This is a genomic window from Pseudomonas sp. SST3 (assembly GCF_003325755.1).
Map to the genome: position 1 here is coordinate 210,124 of NZ_QORI02000003.1, position 15,333 is coordinate 225,456.

At 57.6% G+C, this 15,333-nt stretch carries 14 protein-coding genes and 1 tRNA gene; 4 read left to right on the top strand and 11 right to left on the bottom strand.

Annotation, left to right across the window (positions count from 1 at the left end):
* Positions 1-13: 13 nt before the first annotated feature.
* The 5 genes from DQ405_RS04645 to DQ405_RS04665 form a co-directional block, all read right to left on the bottom strand.
* Positions 14-89: transfer RNA gene (locus DQ405_RS04645), tRNA-Thr, on the bottom strand.
* Positions 90-191: 102 nt separating this feature from the next.
* Entirely contained in the window at positions 192-1,013 is an 822-nt protein-coding gene (locus tag DQ405_RS04650) for a DUF3618 domain-containing protein (protein ID WP_168423125.1), read from the bottom strand.
* A complete protein-coding gene (locus DQ405_RS04655; protein WP_446730861.1) occupies positions 1,010-1,459 on the bottom strand; it encodes a phage holin family protein in 450 nt (149 codons plus the stop codon). Before DQ405_RS04655 ends, DQ405_RS04650 begins: the two co-directional genes overlap by 4 nt.
* Positions 1,456-2,319, bottom strand: coding sequence for a hypothetical protein (locus DQ405_RS04660; RefSeq protein WP_168423126.1), 864 nt, complete (start codon positions 2,317-2,319; stop codon positions 1,456-1,458). Before DQ405_RS04660 ends, DQ405_RS04655 begins: the two co-directional genes overlap by 4 nt.
* A gap of 449 nt (positions 2,320-2,768) precedes the next feature.
* Entirely contained in the window at positions 2,769-4,895 is a 2,127-nt protein-coding gene (locus DQ405_RS04665; protein WP_168423127.1) for a glycoside hydrolase family 5 protein, read from the bottom strand.
* A 512-nt stretch (positions 4,896-5,407) separates the two neighbouring features.
* On the opposite strand from DQ405_RS04665, the gene DQ405_RS04670 reads away from it, so the two are divergent.
* The 3 genes from DQ405_RS04670 (at position 5,408) to DQ405_RS04680 (ending at position 7,793) form a co-directional block, all read left to right on the top strand.
* The gene (locus DQ405_RS04670; RefSeq protein WP_168423128.1) at positions 5,408-5,623 is read left to right on the top strand and encodes a DUF2945 domain-containing protein; all 216 of its coding nucleotides are present in this window, start codon (positions 5,408-5,410) and stop codon (positions 5,621-5,623) included.
* Positions 5,620-6,192: a DUF488 domain-containing protein gene (locus tag DQ405_RS04675; RefSeq protein WP_168423129.1), complete on the top strand. Its 573-nt coding sequence runs from the start codon at positions 5,620-5,622 to the stop codon at positions 6,190-6,192. The genes DQ405_RS04670 and DQ405_RS04675 overlap by 4 nt, the downstream gene beginning before the upstream one ends.
* A 293-nt stretch (positions 6,193-6,485) precedes the next feature.
* Positions 6,486-7,793 carry an oligosaccharide flippase family protein gene (locus DQ405_RS04680; RefSeq protein WP_168423130.1) on the top strand — a complete coding sequence of 436 codons (1,308 nt, stop codon included), beginning with the start codon at positions 6,486-6,488 and terminating at the stop codon, positions 7,791-7,793.
* A gap of 67 nt (positions 7,794-7,860) precedes the next feature.
* Here DQ405_RS04680 and DQ405_RS04685 read toward each other — a convergent pair whose 3' ends face one another.
* On the bottom strand, positions 7,861-8,619 hold the full coding sequence (locus DQ405_RS04685; RefSeq protein ID WP_241729819.1) for a WecB/TagA/CpsF family glycosyltransferase: 759 nt from the start codon (positions 8,617-8,619) through the stop codon (positions 7,861-7,863).
* Between the two features lie 271 nt (positions 8,620-8,890).
* Between DQ405_RS04685 and DQ405_RS04690 the strand changes: the two genes are divergently transcribed.
* Entirely contained in the window at positions 8,891-9,877 is a 987-nt protein-coding gene (locus DQ405_RS04690) for a glycoside hydrolase family 5 protein (protein ID WP_241729821.1), read from the top strand.
* Between the two features lie 57 nt (positions 9,878-9,934).
* On the opposite strand, the gene DQ405_RS04695 is transcribed toward DQ405_RS04690, so the two are convergent.
* The 5 genes from DQ405_RS04695 to gmd form a co-directional block, all read right to left on the bottom strand.
* Positions 9,935-10,915 (bottom strand): phosphoribosyltransferase family protein, encoded by a 981-nt coding sequence (locus tag DQ405_RS04695; protein ID WP_168423133.1) that lies wholly within the window; start codon positions 10,913-10,915, stop codon positions 9,935-9,937.
* A gap of 63 nt (positions 10,916-10,978) precedes the next feature.
* Positions 10,979-11,743, bottom strand: coding sequence for a glycosyltransferase (locus tag DQ405_RS04700; protein ID WP_168423134.1), 765 nt, complete (start codon positions 11,741-11,743; stop codon positions 10,979-10,981).
* A complete protein-coding gene (locus DQ405_RS04705) occupies positions 11,706-12,950 on the bottom strand; it encodes a hypothetical protein (RefSeq protein WP_168423135.1) in 1,245 nt (414 codons plus the stop codon). Before DQ405_RS04705 ends, DQ405_RS04700 begins: the two co-directional genes overlap by 38 nt.
* Positions 12,951-13,237: 287 nt before the next feature.
* On the bottom strand, positions 13,238-14,206 hold the full coding sequence (fcl, locus tag DQ405_RS04710; RefSeq protein ID WP_168423136.1) for a GDP-L-fucose synthase: 969 nt from the start codon (positions 14,204-14,206) through the stop codon (positions 13,238-13,240).
* A gap of 1 nt (position 14,207) precedes the next feature.
* Positions 14,208-15,332 carry a GDP-mannose 4,6-dehydratase gene (gmd, locus tag DQ405_RS04715; protein WP_168423137.1) on the bottom strand — a complete coding sequence of 375 codons (1,125 nt, stop codon included), beginning with the start codon at positions 15,330-15,332 and terminating at the stop codon, positions 14,208-14,210.
* Position 15,333 lies beyond the last annotated feature (1 nt).

Sequence of the window (15,333 nt, forward strand, 5' to 3'; positions counted from 1 at the left end):
TTTCTGTTTGCATTGGTGCCGGTGAGAGGAGTCGAACCCCCGACCTTCGCATTACGAATGCGCTGCTCTACCTACTGAGCTACACCGGCGGCAAGCGGCGCATTATGAGATTTCGCCGGCACGGACTCAAGCCCGCGCCAGCGAAAGACATGCCACATTCGGTCAGAGCCGAAGCGACCTCATACAGCGTATTACAACCCGGCGGACGTGGAGCCGGTTGTGCCGGCCGTGCTCGTGGTGCCCGTCGTCGAACGAGTGGCCTCGCCGCTATTGGCATGCTGCTGCTTGACCTGAGCGGCCATTTCCTCACCCTTGGCGGACGCTTTCTGATAGCCCTCCTCGGCCTTGTGGCGCAGGCGGTCTTTCATGCGATCGCGTGCTTCACCCAAGGCTTCGTCCTCGCGCCGTGTTGGTGGCACCGAAGCAGCAAGCAACGCACCCAAGGCGATACCGATGGCACCGAGTGCCAAGGGCTGCTCCTGAAGCAGATGGTTGAAGCCGCCACGAGCTCGGTCAGCACCGCCGCGCAGCCGTTCAGATGCCTGGCGCCTGGAATCGCTGGCCCGAGTACGGGCGTTGCCGAGCGACTCGGAAACGCTGTGGCTCATATGGCTGGCCTTGTCTTTCATGCCAGCGCCCTGGTGCTTGAGGCCGGCGGTCTTGGCGGAGAGCTTTTCTCCCATAGAGGGGCCGGTCGACCCAGCGCCATAGCCGGTAGTGGTCACGTTCGAATGCGGCTGGCGATTTTGCCCCGCCATCATCCAGAGCAGACCGATTGAGGTCAGTACTGTCGGCACCGGGTTGGCCTTGACCGTATTGCTCAGGTTGGAGAAGAACTCGCCGCCGCCGCCTTTTACGTAGCCCAGCGCGGTATCGATGAGTTCGCCTGGGGACAGCTTGTTTTCTAGCGCGTGAACGATGTTGCCGATCTCGGCTCGCTGTTGATCGATCTCCCGCTCCAACTCGGCGGGATCCTTCTGTGCTTCGGCATCTATCTGATTACGTGTGCTCATGATGTGTGCCCCCTGACGGCTTCTTTATCCTTGTTGACCGAATGGATGGTGCGCTCGGGCTTGAAGGAAGACGCCTCGAACTTCTTCTTGCCGGCGGAAACCATGATCAAACCGATCACCACCACCACACCACCAACGATCAGCGCGGCGAGCCAGGGCTCCATGACGTTGCTCAGGCCGTAGACAGCGGACATCAGCAGGACGATGAATCCGCCGAGCAAGACGGCCCCACCCGTAGCGACGCTCGCGGCGCCGGCCTTGGTGGCACGGATGGACTCGCTCAGTTCCGCTTTTGCCAAGGCCAGTTCCTTGGTCACCAGAGAGGGCACTTCATGGGTAAGCTGCCGCAGCAGGCCGCCTACAGAGCTATCGGTCTCGGTACGCATGCCGGGTTCCGGTGTATTGATCGTGGTCGTGGTCGTCGTAGTCTTACGTGCTTCACTCATGGAAAAAGCCCTCCGTCAGTGCCTTTGCCGTCTCGGCTGGAAGTGGAACCCAGGCCAGTGCTCGAAGTGGAGCCCAAGCCTGCGCTGCTGCCCGCTCCGGTGCCAGCGCCTGCGGTGTTGCTACCCAGGCCGGTCCCAACACCGGTTCCCGATCCAGTACCCAGTCCGCTACCGACAGCTGTGCCCGTTCCGACAGTCGAACTCGTAGTGCGAGAGGTACTTGTCGCTGAGGAGCCGGCGTTGCTGACGCTGCCGATGGTTCCGGGCTCGCCTGTATCCAGGCGATCGTTAAGCTCGTCCTGCTCGGAGTAATACTCGTCATGAGATGAGCCATACTGACTGCTGGAATGCCCATGGCGGCCGTAATCGCCCGTTGCAGCGCGCTGGCTGGATGCACGGGCGAAGCGGGTCAGCCCGAATCCCAGCGCGACGCTGCCGGCAATGAACAGGCCCGGGTTGTCTCGCGCCATTCGATTCATGTCCTGGAACAGCTCGTCTACGTTCTTGCCGCGAAGGTCATCGGACAGCCGTACCATGCTTTGTGCCATGGTGGAGACATAGCTGGACAGACCAAGGCGATCTTGCCCTTCGAGCTCCTGAGCAGCTGCCTTCGCGCTCTGCGCGACCTTCTCGAGCTCGTCAGCGGCCGTATCGCGATAGCCTTCGAGGTGGCTCCGGCCTTGGGCTTTCACCTGATCGGCTGCCTGGCGGGCCTTGGCTTTGGCGTCTTCGGTGGCGTGCCCGGCCGTCGAACCGGACGTTGACTGGCCGGATGTGGACGTCGAGGCAGTAGAAGTTGAGTTGGGGCCGGTCTTGGGTTGGCCACCGTAACCAGTGATTTCTTCGTCGGGTGTAGTCATTTGATTCACCTTATATATGGCTTGGCCGGAAGACCACGGTCCGTAGGAACACAGCAACTGCGGTGGACCGCGAACTGTGTAATTTTCGGTGCGCACATATAAGGTGACCGGGGCGATATTTTCGAGTTCCATTATTTCGGTTAGCCCTTGGGCGGGGCGTTCTAGTTACGGAACTTGCTTTCACTTTTGTTTATTTGCCTCCAGGCCAATGGCAACTGGCCTTCAATATCGCGATAAGCAGCGTACTTATTGGCTTTAAGCGAAGCGGCATTCATAACAAGCGAAACGGATAACCATCATGAAATTAACGGATAGCGAGCCTGTGCTGTTCGTTAAATCTCTCAAGGAGCGAAACCGCAGCCGACGAGCAGCATTCGTTAGTAATACAGGCGTCTTTTCAAAGACGAAAAAAACGGGCCCGAGGCCCGTTTTCTTTTATACCGGTCGTGTTACAGCGGACCGATGGTGGAGCAAGTTTTCTTCGCAGCGGCATGCTTCTGCAGCGGTGCCAGTTGCGGACGGTGCTTACCGCTCTGGACGTCCAGGGACATGATGTTCTCACCCCAGCGCGGACCGGCTGCCCAGTAGGTGCTCGGGATGCAGTTCTCCGCAAGGTAAGCCAGCAGGTTGTCAGTCGCGACTACGGCAGACGGAGAGAAGTCCGGGATACCGTGCTCGCCGATGTAACCACGCAGCTTGTTCTTCTTCAGCCACTCGACCCACGGCTTGACCCGCTCGACACCCAGCATCGGAGCGAAGGTTTCGGCGCGATTGCGATAGGTGCCCGAGTAGTCGTAGTCGAGATACTGGTGCGCTTCATAGACCAGGTTGTTCTTCGGATCACGCATCCACGGATCGTTGATCAGCTGGGTGTTGTACTTCTGCCAATGGAATGCACTGGAGTAGCGGTCGCCGGCGATCATGATCCACTTGGTGGGGTCGATCTTGCGGATCGCCTGACCAGCAGCCTGGGCAGTTTGCGGCCACATGTTGTTGCCAGTGTTATACGGCTCGTTCATCAGACCGTAGCCATACAGGGCCGGGTGCTTGGACAGGTGCACAGCGATCTTGCGCCAGGTTTCAGCGAACTGCGCCCGTGGTACTTCCGGCGAGTTGATCACCTTGCCGTAGTAACGGTAGTAGTTATGCATATCAAGGATGACCTTGATGCCGTGCTTCTGGGCGTAATCCAGCGACTGCTTGATGCGCCCCAGTTCCGCTGCGTCCAGTTCAGTACCCAGCTTGGGTTGGATCCGCTCCCAGAGGAAGCCCAGACGCACCAGCTTGAAGCCGAGTTCGCTGTGACGCTTGTAGTAGGACTCATCGGCGAAGGTATAGCCCTTGTTGTAGATACCCGGCACGTTCGATGGATCGAACACGCCCGAACCGAAGTTCACGCCAACTAGGTCGATACCGCTACCGTCGCTGACTACCGGGGTCGTTGGGGCCGGTGTCGGAGCAGGCGTCGGTGCCGGAGCAGGCGCGACGGTAGCCGGAGGCGTAGTGGTGCCGGTGCTGCCGGACACAACGCTGATGGTTTTCGGGTAACCAACGGCGCTACCGGACAACACTGTGCCGCTCAGCATCACCGACAGGTGGGCCCCCACGTCATAGACCGCAGTGACCTTGCGTACCTGACCGTCCGCCAGCTTCACTGACGCACCGGTAACAAATGCAGCCTTGTTGGCGCTCGTATCCGGAATCGAGAAACCGGCTGCCTTGCGGTAGATGCCGTTGTCCCAATCCGCACTGGTGAAGTTATTCATGCCAGCGGTGTACGTAGTGCTCGGCGCGGTCGGTGCTGGCGTCGGCGCAGGAGCCGGTGCCGGCGCGACGGTTGTCGGAGGCGTGGTAGTACCGGCGGTGGCAGATACTACGCTGACGGAGTTCGGGTAACCGACAGCGCTGGCAGACAGCGCGGAGCCGCCCATCATGACCGACAGGTGAGCACCTGCATCGTAGACGGCGGAAATCTTGCGCACCTGACCATCAGCCAGTTTTACCGATGCGCCGACAGCGAACGCCGCCTTGTTGGCTGCGGTATCCGGGATCGAGAAGCCGGGCGATTTGCGATAGATGCCCTTGTCCCAGTCCGTGCTGGTGAAGCTGTTCAGCTTGACGCTGTAGCTGCTGCTGGGTGCAGTCGGGGCCGGGGCGGTTGTCGACGGGGCCGTTACCGAGTTGACCACAGTGCTGATAGTACGTGGTGCACCGACCTTGCTGCCGTCGAGCAAGCCGCCGTCAACGTAGATGCTGATGTTCTTACCAACCACATAGACCCGAGTGATCTTGCGGACCTGGCCATCGGCAAACTTGATCTGCACGCCTGGTTTGAATGCTGCAATCGCGGCGGAGCTGGCTGGAACAGACAAGCCCGCAGTCCGACGCCAAACACCATTAAGGAAATCGGTGCTGGTGAATTTGTTGATCGATGAAGTGAAGGCGGCCGCAGAGGACGCACTCACAGTAATCTCGGCGGCTACTTCACCGGTAAAAGCGACAGCACTGAATACGGCTGCAAGAGCGATGGAGCGAACAAGTGCCTTGGGGGCACCAGTAAATACATTGGTAGACATTCAGTCTCTCCGGAACTTAATACTTCAAAAGGCCTAAGCCTTTAAAAAAGTGGCGGGAGTTTTAATTAAGTCGTACAGGCGCTTACTGGGCAGATGTCTCACTACGCGCAACCGGACGAACCGCGTTACAAAGGACGCCGGATCACCTGTGTGGAACCCGGCAATCCGTTGCGTGGCGCCTTTATAATAGGTTTCTAAAACGATTCAAAATTTTTTTGACGTATTTAGATCGCCAATCTCACGTCACATTTTTGACCGGCCATTAATCCGCTATTAGAAGATGGCTTATTGCTATCGACAGTAATAGGCCTTCAACCGCTTTAAACCGTTGCGCTAATACTCTTTAGGCGCCATTTTTTTGAATAACTGCGTCACGAAACGCGATTTCGTCTATGCGAGGAGCCGACGAACGGTCACAGCAAGACCAACCATTTTCCGGTCGGCTTCTAGAGAGGAAGCGCTGTTTCCTCTCCGCGTTCTCCCTAGCGAACCCTCGGCATACGGAGCAGCTCATGACGCATCATCAATTCAAAGTCGGCGACCACGTCCGCTGGAACTCGGAGGCGGGTCATGTCACGGGGCGGATCATCAAAGTGCACACCCACGACACCGACTACAAAGGCCATCGGCGGCGCGCCAGCCCGGAAGAGCCGCAGTACGAAATCGAGAGCGACAAGACGGACCACGTGGCAATGCACAAGGGCAGCGCGCTGAGCAAGATTGAATGACCCCACCTCAACCCAAACAGATCTGGACGGTGGGCCACTCCACGCGCACAACCGAAGCTTTCATCGCGCTGCTGGAGCACTACGGCATTCGTGCCGTTGCGGATGTACGCCGTTTTCCCGGCTCAAGGCGTTTACCTCAATTCATGTCAGCGAACCTTGAGGCGGCGCTCGGCGAGCACGGCATTGCTTATGAGTGGATCGAGGAGCTGGGCGGACGGCGACGCGCACCACCGGGGCCGAGCGCGAGCGCCTGGCGCAACACATCTTTTCGTGGCTACGCCGCGCACGTGAAAACCGATGAGTTTGCCAACGGGCTGCAACGGCTCATACGCCTGGCCGTCGGGCAGCCGACGGCGATGATGTGCGCCGAAGTGCTCTGGTGGCGCTGCCACCGTTCTATGGTTTCGGATGTGTTGAAGTTGCGCGGAATCGAGGTGCTGCATATTCAGGATGAACAGCGGCTGACCATGCATCCCTATACTTCGCCGGCAAGGCTTGACGAGGGCGAATTGACCTATGCCGAAGGCGCAGGGACGCCGCTGAAGAAGACGGGGCCAGGTGCTCATTGACACCACACCACCGAACCCGACGAGGAGACGGTCACGCCGGGCTATCGACTACGCCAAAATCCTCAGCGCAGCCCCGACGCTGGCGGAAAGGGAATCCGCCGCGCCAAATGACCGTCCACTGATCGATAGACGACCCGCCAGCAACTTTTCCCCGGCTGCAGCCTCATATGCGCGGGAAGCGATCCCCTTCAGGCATCCCCACGCCACACCAGAATAAGCCAGTCGATTGATGGCATCCCGCACAAAATGGCACACGCTTACCCAAGCGGCTCGCCCATATAAAGGAGTATTCCGTGCATAGCCTCGACGTTACCGGCATGCTCGTTGCGGCCAGACAACGACTCGCCGGCGGATCATCAGCGCGTGTATTCAAGGGCATGGCTACCCTGGCCATCGGTAACGGCTTAGCGAGGGTCGTCGGCCTGGCGGCCATCCCAATCCTTACCCGGATCTACAGTCCTGAGCACTTCGGCGTTCTATCAGTTTTTACCGCCCTGCTATTGATTCTTACGCCGTTGATGACCCTGCGCTACGAGCTCGCTGTGCCCCTGCCCCGTAGGGATAGCACAGCCATGACGCTGATGGTGGTATCGGTTTTCCTGATAGTCGCGATGACGATCACATTGAGCGTGCTGTTCTGGCTGGCCGGTCCCGCTCTGCTGACGATGGGCTCGATGGAGGCCCTCATACCGTACCGTTGGATGCTGATTATCGCGCTGTGCAGTGCCGGTCTGTATGAAGTGCTGTTGATCTGGGCGGTACGCCGCCGCGCCTATCCCGCCATCGCGCGCACGCAACTGCAGCAGAGCGTTGCCGGGTCGATCGCAAAAATAGCCTTGGGACTGCTGGGATTGAAGCCGCTCGGGCTTCTGGCGGGCCAGGTACTAGGCGCTGGCGCGGGGACGATGACGCTGATACGGACATTCCGAGCGGATGTAAAAGCCTATTGGCGCCATATCACCCTGAGACGAGCCTGGTACATGCTGCTGCACTACAGGAGCTTTCCGGCCTACCGCCTGCCGTCCCAGCTGCTACAGATTTTCGCCAGCCAGGCGCCCTTGTTGCTGACCGCTGCGCTCTATGACGCTCAAACCACAGGGCAACTCGGGTTGGCAATGATGACGCTGGCCCTGCCGATGAATCTGTTGGGGCATTCCACAAGCAAGGCGTATTACGCCGAAATCGCCTCGATCGGACGCAAGCGTCCGGCTGAAATTCGCCAGGTGACTTTCTCGGTGATCAAACGGTTGCTGGTGCTCGCACTTGCACCGGCTTTACTGCTGCTGACGTTCGGCGAACAGCTTTTTGCCTTCGCGTTCGGGGCTCAGTGGGCGCTGGCAGGAGAGATGGCGTCGATACTGGCGCTCTATCTTCTATTCCAGTTCATGCATGCGCCGGCGTCTCATCTGCTGTCGGTTTTCGAGGGTCAACGCGTGCTGTTGATGTTGAACGTTCAGCGCACCCTGCTCACGCTCGGCTGTTTCGCAGCCGCCCATCTTTTCGATCTACCGATCAACTCAGTGCTGCTGCTCTATGCGATAACGCTTTCGATGCATTACCTGTTCAGCCTGCTCGTGACGCTGCGGGTGATTCCGCGCTGATACAGAACCATCGAGGCCATCTGTAATGTCGATGCCGAGACCGTCCCTGGTCGCGGCAACCAGGACATCAAGGCTCGCGATTGAGCGCGTTCCAGCCACCGACACGCCCACCCGAGAAGGCATTGCGCGACAGGTAGTAGAAAAACAGCGGAATACCTACGGCGTAGCGCTTGAACAGGCGACGCGGCTCGATAAGCATGCGAAACGCCCACTCCAGCCCGAACCGACGAAAAAGTATCGGGGCACGGGGAAAGCGCTGCGCCGAAAAATCAAGAATGGCACCGCCACAGATCAGTACCGCACGGGTATCCATCGCCTTCTGCAGGTGCAACGCCACATGCTCCTGCTTGGGCATGCCCATAGCCAGCACGACGATCGGAAAGCGCCCTGGCACATGGTGCTCTTGGTAAAACGCCAGGTAGTCCTCGGAGCGTTTGAACCCATCAATCGCATGAAATTTTCGGTCCCCGAAGAGCTTGCTCGCGCCATCGCTCAACCAGGGCTCGCGGGTGCCCATGGCAAACAGCTCGTAGCGATCCTCGGAGTCGCCCACCAGCTCTTCGATCAGCTCGGGGATAAAGTCGGATCCGTTGAGATTGGACTTCGGATCCAGCCCGTTGAACAAGCAGGCAATCTTGATTCCGATGCCGTCGCGCAGCAGGTAATTGACCTGAAGAAAGCTGTTCAGAACAGATGGGTGACGCTGCGCGATGTTGTAGCCGTGCTGATTGAGAAAACCAAGAATAGTCGGCGACTCGCGCTTCTTCAGCTCAGCGATAAAAGGGCCGGTATCAGCTTCATTCAGTAGTTTCAGCTTCCCTATCAAAGGATCCGTCCTTTTGGTGAGGGGATTTTTCATAAATAGCTTCTCTGTCTGTAAATCAATGAAAGTCGGTGAGGCTCATTACGGCAAGGCTGATGGCCCGCCGCAGCACGGAAGATTCGCCTAGAAAAAACTGAACAATGCCTGCCTATGTCGGACAAACGAAGCAGCCGCTTCCGCGGTACCTTCCTGAAGAGTAGAAAGAGGTAGTCAGATGTTAAGGACACGTAGCCATTCGAAACGATCAAAAGGAATACTCCTCGGACTCACGCTTATGCTCGGGAGTGCCGCCAGCGCGGCAGAAAATATCGATTTGATCGGCCTGAACATCGGGGGCGCCGCGTTTTCCGGCAATGTCATCCCCGGAAAATATAAAACAAATTATTTCTTCCCCGCCCCCGGCTACCTTTCGAAGTGGAAAGACAGAGGCATCAAGACCATTCGTTTCCCAATCATGTGGGAGCGTCTGCAGCGTGAACTCAATGCGGAACTGGATGAAGACTATGCCCAACTGATTGAAGGGACGCTGCAACAGGCCGCCGATAACGACATGCGCGTCATTCTCGACATACACAACTATGCCCGTTATCAAAAACAGATCATTGGAACCGATGCCGTACCGATATCGGCTTATGAAGACCTGCTCGAACGTATCGCCAAACGTTGGAAAGACCAGCCAGGACTTTATGCCTACGACATCATGAACGAGCCACATGGCGCGGACGAATACTGGCCCGCAGCAGCTCAGGCCGGCATCGATGCCATCCGAAAACATGACAAGGAGCGCCCCCTGTATATCGAGGGCAACTTCTGGTCCAGCAGCTTTCTCTGGCCGAAGTTCAATGATCCATTGCTGCAACTGAAGGACCCCTCCGATAAATTGATATTTTCCGCTCACCTGTACCTCGACAAACACAGTAGCGGGCAATACAAGGAGCCGCTGGAGGAAGATTTCGACACCATGCTTGGTGTCAAACGAGTCAAACCCTTTGTCGATTGGCTGATCAAGCATGACAGGCAGGGCCAGATCGGTGAGTTCGGTATCCCGGCCGACGAGCCACGCCTGCTGGAAGCGATGGATAATCTGCTGGCTTATCTGCAGGAGCACTGCATTCCCATGACGTACTGGGCGGCCGGGTCGGCGTGGGGCAAATACAAGCTGTCCATTGAGCCTAAAGACGGGCAGGACCGCCCCCAGTGGGACATTCTGAGCAAGTACGTCGGCCAGGGTAATTGCAGCCGCATCGGGCCGAATCACTGACCGGCACTTGCCCTCATTTACCTATCGGCCGCCTCTCGCGCGGCCGATAGGTAGCCTTCAGCTCTTCGATGACGATGTTGCCGGTGCCCATCTACCCAGTATCGATTTCGCCTTGCCGATCAGTTTGGCCTTCAGGCTGTAGGTCTTGCGCAGCGTATTCGCCTTCAGGTTGTGGACCTGGCCCGGCACGTACATCTCATTTGTCTCAATGCAATACACCGGCTTGCCGCTAAGTTTCATGATCTCGACGGCCTGCTTGACTTCGCTTTCGACGAACAGCCGCGTCAGTGGTTGCTTGGCATAAACCTCCGCCTTGAACTTGTGATGGATATTCAGCCGGCGGCGCTCTTCAGCAGTGGGAAGATCAAGCATATGCAAGGTTCCGTACTGCACGCCATTGCGCTGCAGCCACTCCTCCGTTTCAGCCCGATACTTTTCCAGGCGGCTGGTCACGAGGTGCGCGACCTTGACCGACGGGATGAACAGCGGGCGCGTGCAGCTGAGGAAGTCCCGGTAGTTCGGCCCGTCGTCGTTCTCCTCGATCGTCGGGTCGATGCAGAGCACGCCATCTATATCCAGGCAGGCCTGGGTCAGAAAGGGATGGTGCATGACATTCCACTCGAACACGCGAGGCTGCTCGACAAGCTCGAGGTACATGTCCACGTGGTGTCGATTGTGCCGCTCGGCAAACACCGCCATGGTCACTACGGTGCCATCGTACGCGGCGCGAACCTGCTCCTCTGCGGCCCGCATCGACTTGGCCGAAGAGATGCTGTCGTCGACCAGGAGTATTTTCTTCGCATCCTTTGGCTTGGTCAGCTCGGCGTGCTTGTAGGTGCGGGTATTGCCTTTCTTCAGGTCATCGTTGCGCAGGAATGAGTAAAGATCCGTCAGTGGCAGGTTCTGTTTCAGCGCGATGATGCTGGCGACCAGCATTCCGCTTCGCGGTATTCCAACCACCAGATCGATATCATTCGGAATCTTGCCGGCACACTCGGTGCTTAGCCGCGATAAGTCACTCAGGCTTCGGTAATTCATTGAACACTCTCCTGCGCCCTGTGTTTAGAAGGCCCGCTGAACCGTATGGGCCGGCCCGTCCTTTCAACGCCCCAAGGAGGCACGTAGTTGTTTCGTGTGGGTGTGCACGTAATGCAGCACGTACAGCGCGAATGCGTTGGGTTTGGAAAATTTCAAGAAGCGCGTTCTGATATCCATATCCTCACGAATCGCCTCGAAGCGCCTCTTATGCGACACGCCAGTGGTATCGAAGATGCACAGCGGAAATGTCAGTTGCATGACTTCATGCTGAAGATCGAGCCCCTGCAAGAACTCCAACAACAGGCAATAGTCAGCCGACAGTTTGTAATCGAGCCTGAACTGGAACTGACGCAGCCGTTCATTCTCGAAGTACATCGTTTGATGGCTGGCTGGTAAGCCCAGCGGTGCGCGTTCAATGGGCCGCGCGCTGGTAAGTTTCAAATCGCCGCCAGCTTCTTTACGATAAAAATCGCCATAAATGAACTTCGGCGTTCCCGGCGTCTTCGACAGTTCATCGTTGATACGGCCAAGTACCGCCGGATCGGCAAGCGAATCACCACTGTTGAGAAACAACGTATAGCCGGGCGTTTCAACAGCGCGAAGGCGACCTTTGTTCATCGCGTCATAGATACCTTTGTCCGGCTCTATGGTTATTTCCGCCTGATCATCATCCAGGCTCTTGAGCCATTCGCCACTGCCGTCCTTGGATGCACCATCAATAACGATCCAGCGGAAGTTCCGGTAGGTCTGGCTCGCCAGGCTCCGATAGGTTTCCTTCAGGCCATCAAGATTATTCCAGTTTATAGTTACGATACTGAAACTGACCATAATTCACCTGTTCGAGATTTGCAGAGAGAGGGGTATTTGCGGTCTGCAGCTTGGCGTAATAAAGGAAGAAGGCTGCAGCCATTCCATAAATATCGCCTGAGAATGTCAGCGCATTGGAAAGCGTAATGTTCAACATGCTGACGACAAAACTAAGTTGCAGCGCAGCCAGAAGATTTCCCTTGTCCGAGCACTGACGCATTATCCAGATGAAACCGCCGTAGAAGATCAATGCGGCGATCGGCGTCAGGAACCCATACCGATAATAGACACCGAATATCCCGACATCAGCCAAGTAAAAGTGCGAGTTATAGATCCGTGAGAACCCGCCGTTCCATTGCAGCGACAATGCGCCCATGCCGAAGTAATTGTTGGTGCTGATCGCATCCAGAATGATTGCAACTGTTCTGTCTCGTACACCTGGTCCCGAGGTGGCGTCGAAGAGCAACGCATCGAATCGAGCGTATTGCTCATGATAGAACTCCGGCACCAACAGATAGGACACCACCAGAATCGTCACACCGAGCACGCTGAGCTTCATCAACGAGTCAATACGCTTGCGGAAAATCCACACACCGGCCAATGCCCAGACCAGCATGGTCTGTCGGGTCTGCATGACCAGCCACAGATAGGCCACGAAGTAGAGAAGGATCGCCAGCCTGCCGAGGGTCACCCGATCCTTCATGCTGTACATCACCATGAAGGCGGCGATCGTGACGAAGGGCGAACCGATACGGAAACGATTCGGCCGCAAGAGATCTTCATATTGCGTCCAGTCATCGACCGTGAAGGACGCAACCTTGTTCTGCGGGATGATGCCCAGGTAGTAGGCAAAGCCCAGCGTTGCGCAGAAAAGCGCTACGTACAAAAAATACTTCCCCAGCTCTTCCTGGGTCGGAGAAGCTTTGAGAAGCAGAAACAGGGTCGGGAAGAACACCAGATATTGAAAGAACCGGCGCTCTTCCAGGAATCCGTATGCGAGCGGCTGACCGAAGTTCAGGTTGGCGAGCACCGCGGAGATCAGCGGCAATAGACAGCCCATGAAAATGATCCATAGGCTGGTCTTGGACTGATAGACCCACTTCCATGCGACGAACAGACAGGCCGTTGCCGCCAGAACGAGCAGCAAAAAAATCTCCTGAAAGTACGGAATCCCGGCCCGCTTGTCGTCCGTCAGGAAGAAGCAGGTAGAGTTCAGCAGCAACAGCAAGAACAGCAGATTCTTGTACGCCAGAATTTTCCTTAACAAGCGCTTTCCCCATTTTCCAGATGTGACGTGGCGAACATAGAACCGAGCCGGCCCGGTTTGATGACCTCGATGAGGCGACTCACCACGGCGAGGAATCGTGTGCCATGGATGGACAACGGCAACGGCAAAAAAGTCCGCTGCCGCATAGGCAAAATGTCACCTGCCTGGCTCCGGGGTCTGCTCCGCCCCGTCCCTGGTTCACGGCAGCAGCGGGACGCCCGTGCAGCCATGGCCCGCTGCTCAACCGATCAGTGTCGGGCCTGATGCTGGTTTTCGACGAACCAGCGATAGGCATCGCGCAAGCCATCTTCCAGGCTGATGCTGGACTGCCAGCCGAGGGCCTTGAGACGCGAGACATCCATCAGCTTGCGCGGCGTACCGTCTGGCTTGCTGCTGTCGAACACCAGTTTGCCCTGGTACTCGGTGACCCGAGCGATGGTTTCGGCCAGCTCCCGGATGCTGCAATCAACACCGGTCCCAACGTTGATATGCGACAGCATCGGCTGGGTGTGCGCCTGGTAGGTCGCGTCGTCCAGCTCCATCACATGCACGCTGGCCGCGGCCATGTCGTCGACGTGAAGGAATTCGCGCTGGGGCTTGCCGCTGCCCCAGATGACCACTTCGTCATCGCCTCGCTGGGTCGCCTCATGGAACCGCTTGAGCAGCGCCGGCACCACGTGGCTGTTTTCCGGATGGAAGTTATCGTTGGGGCCGTAGAGATTGGTCGGCATCACACTGCGGTAATCGCGCCCGTACTGGCGGTTATAGCTCTCGCACAGTTTGATGCCGGCGATCTTGGCCACCGCATACGGCTCGTTGGTAGGCTCGAGCACACCGGTTACCAGTGCCTCTTCCTTCATCGGCTGCTCGGCGAACTTCGGATAGATGCACGAGGAACCGAGGAATAGCAGCTTGTTGACGCCGTTGCAGTGAGCCGCGTGGATGATGTTCGCCTCGACCATCAGGTTCTGGTAGATGAACTCGGCCGGATAGGTGTTGTTGGCATGAATACCGCCCACCTTGGCCGAAGCCATGTAGACCTGATCGATCTGGTTCTCGGCAAAAAACGCGTTGACCGCCGCCTGATCGACCAGGTCCAGTTCTTCACGACCACGCGTGATGATGTTGTCGTACCCCAGCGCCTGCAGGCGGCGGACGATCGCGGAGCCAACCATGCCGCGATGCCCCGCAACGAAAATACGTGCGTCACGATTCATTTCAATTCTCCAATGTCACTGGAATGTCAAAGCCGTGCTCTTTGAGCAGGGCATGGCGCTGGGCGATTTTCAGGTCCTCGCGGACCATCTCGGCGCACATTTCCTGCACGCTGATTTCCGGGGTCCAGCCAAGTTTGTTCTTGGCCCGGCTCGGGTCGCCGAGCAGGGTCTCCACTTCCGCCGGACGGAAGTAGCGCGGATCGATGCGAACGATGACGTCACCGACGTTGAGCGCCGGTGCCTTGTCCCCTTCGATGCCGGCAACGATGGCGCGCTCGTCTACGCCGCTGCCTTCGAAGCGCAGCTGGACACCCAGCTCAGCGGCCGACCAGCGAATGAATTCGCGCACCGAGTACTGCACGCCGGTGGCGATGACGAAGTCTTCCGCCTGCTCCTGCTGCAGCATCATCCATTGCATACGTACGTAGTCCTTGGCATGGCCCCAATCGCGCAGCGCGTCGAGGTTGCCCATGTGCAGACATTTCTCCAGCCCCTGAGCAATGTTCGCCAGACCGCGAGTGATCTTGCGGGTCACGAACGTTTCGCCGCGGCGCGGCGACTCGTGATTGAACAGAATGCCGTTACAGGCATACATGCCATAGGCTTCACGATAGTTGACCGTGATCCAGTAGGCGTAGAGCTTGGCGACCGCATAGGGCGAACGCGGGTAGAACGGAGTGCTCTCCTTCTGTGGAATCTCCTGTACCAGGCCATAGAGTTCGGATGTGGAGGCCTGATAGAAGCGAGTCTTCTTCTCTAGCCCCAACAGGCGGATGGCCTCGAGGATGCGCAATGCACCCATGCCGTCCACATCGGCGGTGTACTCGGGCGATTCGAAGCTGACCGCAACGTGTGACTGCGCCCCCAGGTTGTACACCTCGTCGGGCTGGACCTCCTGAATGATCCGGGTCAGGTTGGAGGAGTCGGTCAGATCGCCGTAGTGCAGGACGAAGTTCTGGTCTTCGACATGATGATCTTGATAGATGTGGTCGACCCGCTGAGTGTTGAACAACGAGGCGCGGCGCTTGATGCCATGAACCTCGTAGCCTTTTTCCAGCAGAAACTCGGCGAGGTAGGAACCGTCCTGGCCAGTAATCCCGGTGATCAGCGCGCGTTTCTTTTCCATT

Bases quoted from the DNA above. Each gene is read 5' to 3' on its own strand.
- DQ405_RS04650 (WP_168423125.1), bottom strand. From the start codon at position 1,013: ATGAGCACACGTAATCAGATAGATGCCGAAGCACAGAAGGATCCCGCC.
- DQ405_RS04655 (WP_446730861.1), bottom strand. From the start codon at position 1,459: ATGAGTGAAGCACGTAAGACTACGACGACCACGACCACGATCAATACA.
- DQ405_RS04660 (WP_168423126.1), bottom strand. From the start codon at position 2,319: ATGACTACACCCGACGAAGAAATCACTGGTTACGGTGGCCAACCCAAG.
- DQ405_RS04665 (WP_168423127.1), bottom strand. From the start codon at position 4,895: ATGTCTACCAATGTATTTACTGGTGCCCCCAAGGCACTTGTTCGCTCC.
- DQ405_RS04670 (WP_168423128.1), top strand. From the start codon at position 5,408: ATGACGCATCATCAATTCAAAGTCGGCGACCACGTCCGCTGGAACTCG.
- DQ405_RS04675 (WP_168423129.1), top strand. From the start codon at position 5,620: ATGACCCCACCTCAACCCAAACAGATCTGGACGGTGGGCCACTCCACG.
- DQ405_RS04690 (WP_241729821.1), top strand. From the start codon at position 8,891: ATGCTCGGGAGTGCCGCCAGCGCGGCAGAAAATATCGATTTGATCGGC.
- DQ405_RS04695 (WP_168423133.1), bottom strand. From the start codon at position 10,915: ATGAATTACCGAAGCCTGAGTGACTTATCGCGGCTAAGCACCGAGTGT.
- DQ405_RS04700 (WP_168423134.1), bottom strand. From the start codon at position 11,743: ATGGTCAGTTTCAGTATCGTAACTATAAACTGGAATAATCTTGATGGC.
- fcl (WP_168423136.1), bottom strand. From the start codon at position 14,206: ATGAATCGTGACGCACGTATTTTCGTTGCGGGGCATCGCGGCATGGTT.
- gmd (WP_168423137.1), bottom strand. From the start codon at position 15,332: ATGGAAAAGAAACGCGCGCTGATCACCGGGATTACTGGCCAGGACGGT.